Origin of the sequence: Clavibacter quasicaliforniensis (genome assembly GCF_051201715.1) — a bacterium.
GTDB classification, from domain to species: Bacteria; Actinomycetota; Actinomycetes; order Actinomycetales; family Microbacteriaceae; genus Clavibacter; species Clavibacter seminis.
Genome location: NZ_CP139624.1, coordinates 495316 through 508392, shown reverse-complemented (window position 1 = coordinate 508392; position 13077 = coordinate 495316). Strand labels below are relative to the sequence as shown.

Annotated in this window: 11 protein-coding genes; 8 read left to right on the top strand and 3 right to left on the bottom strand. The window is 72.4% G+C overall.

Going from position 1 to position 13077, the window contains the following annotated elements; translation table 11 throughout:
- Positions 1 to 72: 72 nt before the first annotated feature.
- On the bottom strand, positions 73 to 1029 hold the full coding sequence (gene pheA / locus NL142_RS02460; RefSeq protein WP_435080833.1) for a prephenate dehydratase: 957 nt from the start codon (positions 1027 to 1029) through the stop codon (positions 73 to 75).
- 49 nt (positions 1030 to 1078) lie between these two features.
- On the opposite strand from pheA, the gene pgm reads away from it, so the two are divergent.
- Together pgm and NL142_RS02450 are read left to right on the top strand one after the other, a co-directional pair.
- A complete protein-coding gene (gene pgm, locus NL142_RS02455; protein ID WP_435080832.1) occupies positions 1079 to 2719 on the top strand; it encodes a phosphoglucomutase (alpha-D-glucose-1,6-bisphosphate-dependent) in 1641 nt (546 codons plus the stop codon).
- A 64-nt stretch (positions 2720 to 2783) separates the two neighbouring features.
- The gene (locus tag NL142_RS02450) at positions 2784 to 3281 is read left to right on the top strand and encodes a ribosomal maturation YjgA family protein (protein ID WP_435080831.1); all 498 of its coding nucleotides are present in this window, start codon (positions 2784 to 2786) and stop codon (positions 3279 to 3281) included.
- Here the strand turns inward: NL142_RS02450 and NL142_RS02445 are convergent.
- On the bottom strand, positions 3278 to 4174 hold the full coding sequence (locus NL142_RS02445; RefSeq protein WP_435080830.1) for an amidase domain-containing protein: 897 nt from the start codon (positions 4172 to 4174) through the stop codon (positions 3278 to 3280). The genes NL142_RS02450 and NL142_RS02445 overlap by 4 nt on opposite strands.
- Positions 4175 to 4373: 199 nt before the next feature.
- Here NL142_RS02445 and NL142_RS02440 point away from each other — a divergent pair, with 199 nt between their 5' ends.
- Positions 4374 to 4991, top strand: a complete 618-nt coding sequence (locus tag NL142_RS02440) for a hypothetical protein (RefSeq protein ID WP_194683521.1) — start codon at positions 4374 to 4376, stop codon at positions 4989 to 4991.
- 65 nt (positions 4992 to 5056) lie between these two features.
- Positions 5057 to 5341: a GNAT family N-acetyltransferase gene (locus NL142_RS02435; protein WP_011931728.1), complete on the top strand. Its 285-nt coding sequence runs from the start codon at positions 5057 to 5059 to the stop codon at positions 5339 to 5341.
- A gap of 257 nt (positions 5342 to 5598) precedes the next feature.
- Here the strand turns inward: NL142_RS02435 and NL142_RS02430 are convergent, their stop codons facing one another.
- On the bottom strand, positions 5599 to 6648 hold the full coding sequence (locus tag NL142_RS02430; protein WP_435080829.1) for a lipoate-protein ligase LplAB: 1050 nt from the start codon (positions 6646 to 6648) through the stop codon (positions 5599 to 5601).
- Positions 6649 to 6726: 78 nt separating this feature from the next.
- Between NL142_RS02430 and NL142_RS02425 the strand changes: the two genes are divergently transcribed.
- The 4 genes from NL142_RS02425 (at position 6727) to NL142_RS02410 (ending at position 13053) form a co-directional block, all read left to right on the top strand.
- Complete coding sequence (locus tag NL142_RS02425) at positions 6727 to 7407, top strand: Pr6Pr family membrane protein (protein ID WP_435080828.1); 681 nt, start codon at positions 6727 to 6729, stop codon at positions 7405 to 7407.
- 64 nt (positions 7408 to 7471) lie between these two features.
- On the top strand, positions 7472 to 8104 hold the full coding sequence (locus tag NL142_RS02420; RefSeq protein WP_435080827.1) for an alpha-ketoglutarate-dependent dioxygenase AlkB: 633 nt from the start codon (positions 7472 to 7474) through the stop codon (positions 8102 to 8104).
- Between the two features lie 278 nt (positions 8105 to 8382).
- Entirely contained in the window at positions 8383 to 10554 is a 2172-nt protein-coding gene (locus NL142_RS02415; protein ID WP_435080826.1) for a phosphocholine-specific phospholipase C, read from the top strand.
- Positions 10555 to 10878: 324 nt separating this feature from the next.
- A complete protein-coding gene (locus NL142_RS02410) occupies positions 10879 to 13053 on the top strand; it encodes a phosphocholine-specific phospholipase C (protein WP_435080825.1) in 2175 nt (724 codons plus the stop codon).
- Positions 13054 to 13077 lie beyond the last annotated feature (24 nt).

The following is a 13077-nucleotide window of genomic DNA, read 5'->3' as shown; positions in this document are numbered from 1 at the left end:
TCACTCTAACGAAGCGGGTCGGGCGCGTCCGGGCGGGAACCGGCCGTCGGCGACCCGTCAGGCGGCGGTGCGTCAGGCGCCCGCGCCGGGCTCGGCCGAGACGATGCCGCGCAGCCAGTCGCGCGCCTCGAGGAAGACGTCGTCCTCGTACCGGGCGCGGTAGGTGCTGGGCGTGCCGTCGGCCCGGGGGTACGAGCCGAGGAAGGTGACGCGCGGGCTGAAGCGGCGGATCCCGAGCAGGGCGTCGGCCACGCGCTCGTCGCGCACGTGCCCCTCCGCGTCGATGACGAACCTGTAGCGGCCGAGCGCGTCGCCGATGGGCCGCGACTGGATGAGCGTGAGGTTCACCCCGCGGGTCGCGAACTGCTCCAGGAGGTCGAGCAGGGATCCGGCGCGGTCGTCGGGCAGCTCGACGATGAGGCTCGTCTTGTCGGCGCCCGTGCGCGCGGGCAGCGTGGTCGCGCGGCCGACGAGCACGAAGCGCGTGACGGCGTTCGGGTTGTCGCCGATGCCGCGGGCGACGGCCTCGAGCGGCTGGCTCTCCGTGATCTGCGGGGGCGCGATGGCGGCGTCCACGATCCCGTCGTCCAGCAGCGACAGGGCAGCGGCGACGTTCGAGGACGCGGGCACGTGGCCATGCGTGGGCAGCTCGCGCTCCAGGAAGCGGCGGCACTGGCCGTAGGCGACGGGGTGCGCGGCGACCGTGCGCACGTCGGCGAGCGCCGTGCCCGGTCGCACCACGAGGTCGAAGGCCACCGGCACGAGGTGCTCGCTGAGGATCCGCAGGCCCGGGATGTTCGCCAGAGCGTCCTGCGTGGCCGTCACCCCGCCCTCGATCGAGTTCTCGATGGCGATCATGGCGGCGACCGACGTGCCGGACACGACGTCGGCGAGCGCCTCCGAGGCGTTGTTGACCGCGCGCCAGGTGCGGCCGCGAGCGGCCTCCACCTGCTTGAGCGCGGCCTCCGTGAAGGTGCCGGACGGGCCGAGGTAGCTGTAGGTCTCGTCGGGTCGCGGGGTCTCGGCCATGCCTGCACCCTAGATGGGAATCGGCGGGGGCCGGTGCCAGGATGGATCCATGCATGACCGCGCAGGCACCGCCGCCCTCCCGTCCGACCTCACCGACATCGACGAGCTGATCCGGGCGTACCACGAGCTCCACCCCGACGTGGAGGATCCGGAGCAGAAGGTGGCGTTCGGCACGAGCGGGCACCGCGGCAGCTCGCTCAAGACGGCGTTCAACGAGGACCACATCCTCGCGATCACGCAGGCGATCGTGGAGTACCGGGCCGAGCAGGGCATCACCGGCCCCCTCTTCATCGGCCGCGACACCCACGGGCTCTCGAAGCCGGCCGAGGACACCGCGCTCGAGGTGCTGGTCGCCAACGGCGTGCGCGTGCTCGCGGACTCCCGCGACTCCTGGTGCCCGACCCCCGCCCTCTCGCACGCGATCCTCCGCTGGAACCGCGACGAGCAGCACGGCGACGACGACGTGGCCGACGGCATCGTCGTGACCCCCAGCCACAACCCGCCCGCCGACGGCGGCTTCAAGTACAACCCGCCGCACGGAGGCCCGGCCGACTCCGACGCGACCGGCTGGATCGCCTCGCGCGCCAACTCGATCATCGCGGGCGGCCTCGTCGACGTGAAGCGCGTGGCCCTCGACGAGGCACGCGCGCGGGTCGAGGGCTACGACTTCCTCGGCCACTACGTGGACGACCTCGGCTCGATCATCGACATGGAGGCCATCCGGAAGGCGGGCGTCCGCATCGGCGCCGACCCGCTCGGCGGCGCCTCGGTCGAGTACTGGGCCGCGATCGGCGAGCGCTACGGCGTCGACCTCGAGGTCGTGAACCCCGAGGTGGATCCCGCGTGGTCGTTCATGACGCTCGACTGGGACGGCAAGATCCGCATGGACCCGTCCTCCTCCTCGGCGATGGCGAGCGTGCTCGCGCGCAAGGACGACTTCGACATCCTCACGGGCAACGACGCCGACGCCGACCGCCACGGCATCGTCACGCCCGACGCCGGGCTCATGAACCCGAACCACTACCTCGCGGTCGCCATCGACTACCTCTACGCGCACCGCCCGCACTGGCGCGCGGACGCCGCGATCGGCAAGACGCTCGTCTCTTCCAGCGTGATCGACCGGGTCGCCGAGTCGCTCGGCCGCCGCCTCTGGGAGGTGCCGGTGGGCTTCAAGTGGTTCGTGCCCGGCCTCATCGACGGATCCGTGGGCTTCGGCGGCGAGGAGTCCGCCGGCGCGAGCTTCCTCCGCATGGACGGCACGGTCTGGACCACGGACAAGGACGGGATCCTGCTGGCGCTGCTCGCGTCGGAGATCCTCGCGGTCACGGGGAAGACCCCGAGCGTCCTCTACCGCGAGCTCACCGAGCGCTTCGGCGACCCGGTCTACGAGCGCGTCGACGCCGCCGCGACCAAGGCGCAGAAGGCCACGCTCGGCAAGCTCGACGGAGACGCCATCGCGGCCACCGAGGTCGCCGGCGACCCGATCACCGCGAAGCTCAGCACCGCGCCCGGCAATGGCGCTGCGGTCGGCGGCGTCAAGGTCGTCACCGAGAACGCGTGGTTCGCCGCGCGCCCGAGCGGCACCGAGGACGTGTACAAGATCTACGCCGAGTCGTTCGTGGGCATCGACCACCTGCACGCGGTGCAGGCGGAGGCCAGGCGGATCGTCGACGCGGCGCTCGACGCGTAACCGGAGGTCCCCGATCCGGCGCCGCCCTGGGCGCGTTCGCATCCGAGGTGCTTACGCTGGGAGCATGCGCCATTCCGGGGATGTGGACGCGTTCGTCTGGGACGAGCCGTCGATGCACCCCGCCGACGGCCCTCGCGATGCCGTGCCGGTCGTCGACCGGGACGTCCGGCTCCCCGACGGCCACGCGCGCCGCCGCGTCGTGTCGCTCGGGGCGCTCCTCGCCGTGGTCGTCGCCGGCATGGTCGTCACGCACAGCGACGGCCGTGGGCTGTGGCCGGACGTCTTCTACGCCGCGGCGATCCACCTCGCGCTCATCGCCGTGATGCCGCGGGTCGACCCCGTCGTGCACGGGGCCGCCGTGCTCGTGTGGTGCACGGGGGTCGAGCTGCTGCAGATCACCGGCTGGCCCGCGACCTGGGCCGTGCATGTGCCGCTGTGCCGCCTGCTGATCGGCACGGGCTTCGACCCGGTGGACCTCGCGGCCTACGCGGCGGGGGTCCTGCTCGTGCTGCTCGTCGACCGGCTGCTGCGCGCCGGGCGCGGGATCGGCGACGCGGGCTAGGCGACGCTCCAGAAGTGCACCTCTGCGCCCGGGTGCTCCGTGGTGATGGTCGCGTCGAGGTCGCGGTAGTCGTTGTCGAGGTTGTGGCCGACCATCTTCACGACGTTCCCGCCGTCCTTCGGCTCGATGGCCGAGACGATCTGCGTGTGGTCGGGCGAGGAGTTGCGGTTCCAGTCGAAGATGACGATGTCGCCGACCTTCAGCTGGTCGCGGTCGGCGAGCTCGAGGCGCTTCACGCCGAGCGTGGACGCGTTGGCCGCGAGCCACTTGTCGAAGGTGGGCACGTGGATCCACGCGTAGGTCCAGTCGGATCCGCCGCCGTGGTTGTGCCACTCGTTCGTCATCTGCCATCCGCGCTGGATGAGGCTCTGGCTCACGAAGTTGACGCAGTCGCCGCCGGAGGGGTTGAAGTTCCCGTACTCCTCGAGGTTGTAGGCGTCCCAGTGGGCGAGCGCATACTGGAGCTGCTTGTCGACCGGCGTCTGCGCGGCGTACGCGGCGGTCGCCGTGGTCAGCGCGGCGTCGCCGGCCATGACCTGGATGTCGGCGGAGCGGTCCTCGTAGTCGGTCGAGCGGGGCGCCACGACCGTGACGGATCCGTCGCCCGCGACCTGCAGGTCCGTGCCCGCGGTGCCCGCGAACATGACGGCGGTGGCGCCGGAGAGCCCGGCGCCCGTGAGCGTGACGGTCTGCCCGCCCGACACGGAGAGCGACGCCGGCTCGACGGAGGAGACGGCGGGCGAGGATGCGGAGGCGGCTGGCTGCCCGTCGGCCCCGGCGCCGAGGGTCGCGCGCGGCGCCGGCTCCTGACGCGTGCAGGCGGCGAGGACGGCGGTCACGGGGACCGCGAGCGCGGCGGCGAGGATGCTGCGGCGGCGGATGTCGGCGGTCACGTGGTGCTCCGGGGATAGGCGATGCCCGGGTCCCGGGCCTCGTCAGGATACCTCCCGTCCCCGTGCGCGCCCCGGATGCCGCGGTCGGTCGCCGCTCGGGACGGTGCCGCGTCCTCCACGCGGAGGATACCGGGCGTTAATCAGACGTTCGTCTGACGAGATCTCCCGGGGTCGCGCTCGATGTTGCATCCTCGACGCCGTGACGCCCGACGTCACCAGCAGCACCCCCACCATCACCACCATCGAGGAGACATCAATGCCCCGCTTCATCGCCGCAGCATCTCCACGGAGGACGGACGAGCGGCCGCGCCGCAGCGCACGCCAGCAGTTCGCCGTCCTCGCGATCGCCATCACCGCGGCGCTCACCACGGTGATCGGCCACTCCATCCCCGCGGAGGCCGCCGAGCACCCGGTCAGCGTCGCCACCGCCGTGCATGCGGAGGCCGCTGCCGCCGCGCCGACGGACGCCGACACGGCGTCCGCCTCCGCCGCCGGCACCTCGACCACGTACACGCCCTCGGGCGCGGAGGCGAAGGACCCGCACCAGATCGGCGCGAGCGCGAGGTCGTGGGGCTGGAACTGGCACGGCGGCCTCTGGGTCGACATCCCCGCGAGCGCGTGGCCGATCCTCGTCGCGTTCGCGGGCAGCGGCGCCACGTCCTACTTCTGCCGGGTCCCGGAGATCGGCCCGCTCCTCTGCGCGATCGGCGGCGCCGCGACCGCGGCCGTGGTCGAGTGGGTCAAGCACCACCCGCCGTGCCCGAACGGCGGGACGTTCCGGTTCTACACCGGAGACCGGGAGAGCTACTGCCACTGATCCCGTCCCACCGCGATGCGCGCCCCTCCCTGGGAGGGGCGCGCATCCGCGCATAGGCTGGCGTGATGAGCGTCGACGTGACCCACGACCCCGACGGCTCGCGCTACACGCTGTGGCTCGACGGCGAGCGCGCGGGCTTCGCGGACTACCTGATCCAGGGCGACCGCATCGTCTTCACCCACACGGAGGTCGACCCCGCGAAGCGGCGCGGCGGCCTCGGCGGGGAGCTGGTGCGGGCGGCGCTCGACGACGTGCGCGGCGGATCCCGGACGGTCGTGGCCGCCTGCCCGTTCGTCGCGGAGTGGATCGACGAGCATCCCGACTACCGGGAGCTGCTCGAGCGGGGCTGAGCGGGTGCGCTCGCGAGGCGCACGAATGCGCCTCGCGAGTCCGCTCCCCCCGACGGGTCTCCCCGTCGCCCGCGGTCGCGAGCGGAGCCTCCGGGGAGGTTCGATCGGACCGCTGTCGCCGCTCGGCCCCGCGGGGCCGGAAGGACGACGAGGTGACTCTAGGCGCGCGGATCCGGGTGGGAGCTGGGCCCGTCGCCGGGCGGACAGGTCCGACATGGAGCGGACATCCGGGCTTCGTCAGGCGGACAGTCCCCCGTTCAGGGGACGCGCGTGAGCCACTCCGGCGTCGAGAACTTGTCCTCCACGAGCTGGCGGGTCTTCGCCCACTCCTCGGGCGTGACCCGCCCCGGCTTCCCGCCGTAGAGGCCCGTGAACGTGTCCTTCATCCGGTCGATGATGTCGGCGCGGCTCATGCCCGTCTGGCTGCGGAGCGGATCCACGCGCTTGGCGGCGCTGGTGATGCCCTTGTCGCTGATCTTCTCGCGGCCGATGCGGAGCACCTGAACCATCTTCTCGCCGTCCATGTCGTAGCTCATGGTGACGTGGTGCAGCACGGCGCCCGCGCCCAGGCGCTTCTGCGCGGCGCCGCCGATCTTGCCGGTGGGGCTCGTGATGTCGTTGAGCGGCTGGTACGACGCGTCGATGCCCAGCGAGCGGAGCGCGGTGATGACCCACTCGTCGAGGTAGGCGTACGAGTCCGCGAAGGTCATGCCCTGCACGAGGTCGACGGGCGCGTAGATCGAGTACGTGATGACCGCGCCGGCCTCCATGTACATGGCGCCTCCGCCCGAGACGCGACGCACGACGTCGAAGCCGTGGGCCGCGGCCTGCTCGGCGTCGACCTCGTTGCGGAGCGACTGGAAGCTGCCGATCACGACGGCCGGCTGCTCCCACTCCCAGATGCGCAGGGTGGGGTTCCGGCGACCGGCGCCGACCTCCTCGGCGAGCACCTGGTCGAGCGCCATCTGCTCGACGGGCCGGTAGGCGCGGTCGTGGATGACCTCCCACTCGTAGTCGCCCCAGTTCGTGGCGCGCGCGAGCGAGCGTCGGATCGCGACGGCGACGGCCTCGGGCGAGAAGCCGAGGAGCACGGCCTGCGGCGGGAGCGCGCGACGGATGGCGGCGGCGATCTCGTTGGCGTCGCTGTCCTCCGGGAGGCCGTTCACCGCGCCGTCGATGGCCTCGAGCGCGTCGTCCGGCTCGAGGAAGAAGTCGCCCGCCAGGCGGAAGCCGGAGATGCGCCCGTCGGTCACGTCCAGGTCGACCACGACGAGCTTGCCGCCGGGGACCTTGTACTCACCATGCATCCACCCAGCCTAGGCCGCGGCACCGGCCGCGCACGGATCCCGGATCACCACCGCCTGGGCGATGTGGGACGGTGGAGCGTGCGCATCACCTGGGCTGCCATCCGCCTCCTCACCGCCCTGACCGTTCTGGTCGCCGTCGCGAGCCAGTACGTCGTCAGCTCCTCGTACTGGCGGAGCATCGGGGTAGAGGGGATCTGGGGCAAGACGGTCGACTTCCTCATGTACTTCACGATCGAGTCGAACCTGCTGGCGGCCGTCGTGATGGCGGTCGGCGCGGTGAGGCTGCTGCGGCGGGCACCCGCGCCCGGACGCGGCTGGACGACGCTCCGACTGGCGGCCACCACGTACATGGTCACGACCGGCATCGTCTACAACCTGCTGCTGCGCGGCCTGCCGACGATCCCCGGCGGCAACCTCCCGTGGTCGAACGAGGTGCTGCACGTGGCCGTGCCGCTGCTCGTGCTGCTCGACTGGCTGCTCGCGCCCGACCGCCGGGCGCTCGGCTACGGCGCGGTCGGCCGGGTCGTGGTCTTCCCGCTGGTGTGGGTCGCGGTCACGCTCGCGCGCGGGCCGTTCACGGGCAACCAGGTGACGGGAGCGGCCACCTACTACCCGTACCCCTTCCTGGATCCCGCGACGGGCGGCGGCGGATACGGGACGGTCGCGGTCTGGGTGCTCGTCATCGCGGCGCTGATCTGCGGACTGACGCTCCTCCTGACATGGGCCGGCCGTCGCGCGTCCCGCGCTCGGGCGGCGTGATCGGTCTCTCCCCAGCCGACCGTCGTTCGAACATGCGTTCGAACATCCGGGCTATGCTCGCGCCATGAGCATCGCATTTCAGGCCTCCCTCTTCGACGACCTCCAGGCGGATCCCGGCCTCGGCTCGCTCGGCGCGGAGGTCGAGCGGCTCGACCTCGGGCAGGGTGCGTGGCTCGACATCCGGCCCGGCTGGGTCAGCGACTCCGACGCGCTGTTCGAGCGCCTCGTGGAGGACGTGGAGTGGACGGCGGACACGCGGCTCATGCACGGCCGCACCGTGGAGGTGCCGCGCCTCCTGTCGTGGTTCGGCCCGCGCGCACCCCTGCCCGCGCCCGTGCTCGTCGAGGCGCGCGACGCGCTGAACGAGCACTACGGCCGCCCGCCCGGGCAGGTCCTCGAGACCGCGGGGCTGTGCTTCTACCGCACGGGCGACGACAGCGTCGCGTGGCACGGCGACCGCGTGGGGCGCGCCATCGACCGCGACACCATGGTCGCCATCGTCTCGGTGGGCGCGGCGCGCACGCTGTCGCTGCGGCCGAAGGGCGGCGGCGAGGTGCGGCGGTTCCCGCTCGGGCACGGCGATCTGGTCGTCATGGGCGGCAGCGCGCAGCGCACGCACGAGCACGCCATCCTCAAGACCCAGAAGGCCGTCGGGCCGCGCATCAGCATCCAGTTCCGGCCGGTCTGGCCCGCCTGACGCGCGAGGCCCCGCGCCGACCCCACCCCCCGTTCAGGGGGTGTTCCCCGGGCGATCACCGGAGGTGACGCGCCGTTCCCCCTCGGCGCGCATACTCGCCGACGACAGCGACGTCCCGTCGCCGCCCTCCCCGCGACGCATCTCCGCCGCAGCCTCTCCGCACCGCCTCTCTCCGCAGCACCCCTCCCCGTCACGTGCCCGCGATCCGTCGCCCGCACCGTGATCCCGTCCGCGCGCCCGCCGTCGCGCGACCGCGCTTGGAAGAAGGACATCGCCCCGTGAGCACCTCCCACCCCGACCAGCGCCCCGACGACCAGGCCGGGAGCACCGGCATCGACGCCGCACCTCCCCTGGATCCCACCCACCCCTACCGCGGCGGCATCCGCCCCGGCGTGAGCCGCCGCACCCTCCTCATGAGCGGCGCCGCCGCGATCATGGCCGGCGTCGCCGCCGGATCCGCGACGGGCACCGCGAGCGCCACCGCCGCGACGGCCGCCGCGCACCGGAACCTCAGCCGCTCGATCAAGGACGTCGAGCACGTCGTGATCCTCATGCAGGAGAACCGCTCCTTCGACCACTACTACGGCACCTTCCCCGGCGTCCGCGGCTTCAGCGACAAGCAGGCGGTCGAGTACCCCGGCGGCGGCTCGGTGTTCGCCCAGCCCGACGCCACCCGCACGGATGGCGGCCACCTGCTCCCGTTCCCGCTCGACTCCGCGAACCACAACGCGCAAGGAGCAGGCAGCCTCAACCACTCGTGGAAGGGCGGGCACGCTGCCTGGAACGAGGGGGCGTGGGACAACTGGGTCGTCGCCAAGACGCAGCAGACGATGGGCTACTTCACGAAGGACGACGTGCCCTTCCACCACGCCCTCGCCTCGGCGTTCACGATCGCCGACCACTACCACTGCTCGCTCATCGGCCCGACGACCCCGAACCGGCTCTACCAGTGGACCGGCACGATCGACCCGGAGGGGAAGGCGGGCGGGCCGATCATCAGCAATCCGGAGCCCTACGAGCCGGTCTTCCGCTGGACCACCTACCAGGAGCGCCTGACCCAGGCGGGCATCACCTGGAAGACGTACGCGAACGACGAGGTGGGCGACCCGGACAAGGCGCCCTACGTCGGCGACTACGGCTGCAACCCGCTGTGGCAGTTCCAGCAGTACCACGACGCGTTCGCGTCATCGGATCCCGCGGTGCGCCAGCTCGCCATCGACGGCGGCCTGCACGACGGCTGGAAGCCGGACTCGGGAAGGGGCCTCGACGTGTCCTACCTGCTGGAGCAGTTCGGCGCCGACGCGGCCGCGAACACGCTCCCCCAGGTCTCGTACGTCGTGTCGCCCTACGGGTGGAGCGAGCACCCCGAGGCGAGCCCGGACTACGGCGCGCACTACACGAACGCGGTCATCCACGCGCTGATGAGCAACCCCGACACGTGGGCCAGCACCGTCCTGCTCCTCAACTACGACGAGAACGACGGCTACTTCGACCACATGCTCCCGCCGCTCGCCGAGCCCGGCACGCGGGACGAGTACGTCGGCGGCCTGCCGATCGGCTACGGCACGCGCGTGCCCCTCACCGTCGTCTCGCCCTGGAGCCGCGGCGGCTGGGTCGACTCGCAGGTGTTCGACCACACCTCGATCATCCGGTTCCTCGAGACGTGGACCGGCGTCCACGAGCCCAACATCTCCGACTGGCGCCGCACCGTCTCCGGCGACCTCACCTCCTGCTTCGACTTCGCGCGCCCCGACTTCTCGATCCCCACCGCCGACCAGGTCCTGCCGCTCAGCGAGACCCGCATGCTCCTCGCGGCGGCGGACGCGGACCTCGCCAAGCCGCCCGTGCAGGAGCCGGCCGCGGGTGCGCAGGTGATGCCGTCCCAGGATCAGGGCACCATGCGCCGCCGGTCGCTCCCCTACCGCCAGGACGCCGACGTGACGGTGGACCGCGGCACCGGGAAGGTCACGCTGACGATGCGCAACCCGGGCACCCAGGGCGTGTCGCACCAGGTGTTCCCCAACATCGCGCTGCCGTTCACCAGCACGCCGTTCACGCTGCCGCCGAGCGGCTCGGCGACGTACACCTGGGACAGCGCGGCGCACGCGGGCGCCTACGACTTCAGCGTCTACGGGCCCGACCGGTTCCTCCGCCGCTTCGCCGGCACCGTGATCCCCGCGACGACGGGCGACGTGCCCGTGCCCGCCGTCCAGGCCGAGGGCGTCGCGGACGGCAAGCCCTACCTGCGGGTGACGCTCGGGAACGAGGGCTCGCCCTCGGTGGACTACACGATGACGTCGAACGACTTCATCGAGCGCGTGCGGCACGAGACCGTGAAGCCCGGCCGCAGCACGACCGTGAGGTGGCCGCTCGACCGGTGGGGCTACTACGACGTGATCGTCGAGGCGCCCGGCGGCTTCCGCCACCGCTTCGCCGGCCGCGTCGAGTAGCCGCGTCGCCCGCGCTCCGGGGAGCGCGGGCGACGCCCCTGCCTGTTCAGGGATCGTTCCCACCCGCGTCACGCCAGGTGACGCGCTGTTCCGACGGCGGCCGCATACTCGCGCCTGGCACGGCGTCGTCCCCGCGCGATCCGCACCCGGACGTCATCCCCGGTCGTGCCGGCGCCGGGCGGCATCCCCGTCCCCGACGCCCGGGATCCGCACCTCCCCGCTCCACAGCACCCGCATCCCCCTGCCGCGCCCGGACCCTCCCGGGGCGGCCGGATCACCGCCCGCGCGCGACGCCGGGCACGATCAGGAAGAAGGACCGTCACCGTGAGCACCTCCAAGCCCGAAGAGCACGCCCCGGACGTCGACCTCGCGGCCGGCGTCGACGCCGCGCCCCCGCTCGACCCCTCGCGCCCCTACCGCACCGGGATCCGCCCGGGCGTCAGCCGCCGCACCGTCCTGCTCGGCGGCGCCGCCGCGATAATGGCGGGCGTGGCCGCCGGATCCGTCGCCGGCGCACCCGGCGCGGCCACGGCGGCCACGGCCGCCGCCCGCAGGAACCTCACGCGCTCGATCAAGGACGTCGAGCACGTCGTGATCCTCATGCAGGAGAACCGCTCGTTCGACCACTACTTCGGCACGCTGCCGGGCGTCCGCGGCTTCGGCGACAAGCAGGCGGTCGAGTACCCCGGCGGCGGCTCGGTGTTCGCCCAGCCCGACGCGAGCCGCACCGACGGCGGGCACATGCTGCCGTTCCCGCTCGACTCGTCCCGCTTCAACGCGCAGGGCGCCGGCGGCCTCGACCACTCCTGGAAGGGCGGGCACCAGGCCTGGAACAAGGGCGCGTGGGACAACTGGGTGGTCGCCAAGAGCGAGCAGACCATGGGCTACTTCACGAAGGACGACCTCCCCTTCCACCACGCGCTGGCCTCGGCGTTCACGATCGCGGACCACTACCACTGCTCGCTCATCGGCCCGACGACCCCGAACCGCCTCTTCCAGTGGACCGGCACGATCGACCCGCGCGGGAAGGCCGGCGGCCCCGCCATCGACAACCCCGACGACTACGCCCCCGTGTTCGGCTGGACGACCTACCCCGAGCGGCTCCGGCAGGCCGGGATCACGTGGAAGACCTACGCGAACGACGAGGTCGGCGACGACGGCACGCACCCCTACGTGGGCGACTACGGCGACAACCCGCTGTGGCTGTTCCACCAGTACCACGAGGCGCTCGCCTCGAAGGATCCCGCGACGCGTCAGCTCGCGCTCGACGGCGGGCTCCACGACGGGTGGAAGCCCGACTCCGGCAAGGGCCTCGACGTCACGCACCTGCTCGAGGAGTTCGGCAGGGACGCCGCGGCGGGCACGCTGCCCGCGGTGTCGTACGTCGTGGCGCCGTACGGCTGGAGCGAGCACCCGAAGGCCAGCCCCGACTACGGCGCGCACTACACGAACGCCGTGATCCAGGCGCTCATGAGCAACCCGGACACCTGGGCGCGCACGGTGCTCCTCATCAACTACGACGAGAACGACGGCTACTTCGACCACCAGCTGCCGCCGCTCGCCGAGCCCGGCACGCCCGACGAGTACGTGGACGGCCTGCCCGTCGGCTACGGCACGCGCGTGCCGCTCACGGTCGTGTCGCCGTGGAGCCGGGGCGGCTGGGTCGACTCGCAGGTGTTCGACCACACCTCGGTGATCCGGTTCCTCGAGACCTGGACGGGCGTCCACGAGCCGAACATCTCCGACTGGCGGCGTGCGATCTCCGGCGACCTCACCTCGTGCTTCGACTTCGCGCACCCGGACTTCTCCATCCCGTCCGCCGACGAGGTGCTGCCGATGAGCGCGACGCAGGCGCTCGTCGCGGCCGCCGACGCCGACATGGCGAAGCCGCCCGTGCAGGAGCCCGCCGTGGGCGCGCAGCGGATGCCCGAGCAGGAGGCCGGCATCATGCGCCACCGCGCGCTCCCCTACCGGCAGGACGCCGACGTGGCCGTAGACCGCGCGAGCGGCCGGGTCACGCTGACGATGCGCAACCAGGGCAAGCAGGCCGTCTCGCACCAGGTGTTCCCCAACATCGCGCTGCCGTTCGCGTCGACGCCCTTCACCGTGGCGCCGCGCGGGAAGGCGGCCTACACGTGGGAGAGCTCGGCGCACGAGGGCGCGTACGACTTCAGCCTCTACGGGCCCGACCGGTTCCTGCGCCGCTTCGCCGGCACCGTGATCGCGGCGGGGACGACCGACGTGCCCGCCCCGCGGGTCTCGGCCGAGACGATCCCCGGCGGCAAGGGCGTGCTGCGGCTCACGCTCGCGAACGACGGGACGCCCTCCGTGCACTACATGCTGACGGCCAACGACTTCATCACGCGAGAGCGCCACGAGACCGTGAAGCCCGGACGCAGCACGACGGTGAACTGGCCGGTGGACGAGTGGGGCTACTACGACGTGGTGGTCACCGACGGGGCCGGGTTCCGCTACCGCTACGCGGGTCGCGTGGAGTAGCGGCTCCGATCGCACGACGACGCC

Coding starts and splice junctions, on each gene's coding strand:
- pheA (WP_435080833.1), bottom strand. CDS start 1,029: ATGGCCGAGACCCCGCGACCCGACGAGACCTACAGCTACCTCGGCCCG.
- pgm (WP_435080832.1), top strand. CDS start 1,079: ATGCATGACCGCGCAGGCACCGCCGCCCTCCCGTCCGACCTCACCGAC.
- NL142_RS02450 (WP_435080831.1), top strand. CDS start 2,784: ATGCGCCATTCCGGGGATGTGGACGCGTTCGTCTGGGACGAGCCGTCG.
- NL142_RS02435 (WP_011931728.1), top strand. CDS start 5,057: ATGAGCGTCGACGTGACCCACGACCCCGACGGCTCGCGCTACACGCTG.
- NL142_RS02430 (WP_435080829.1), bottom strand. CDS start 6,648: ATGCATGGTGAGTACAAGGTCCCCGGCGGCAAGCTCGTCGTGGTCGAC.
- NL142_RS02420 (WP_435080827.1), top strand. CDS start 7,472: ATGAGCATCGCATTTCAGGCCTCCCTCTTCGACGACCTCCAGGCGGAT.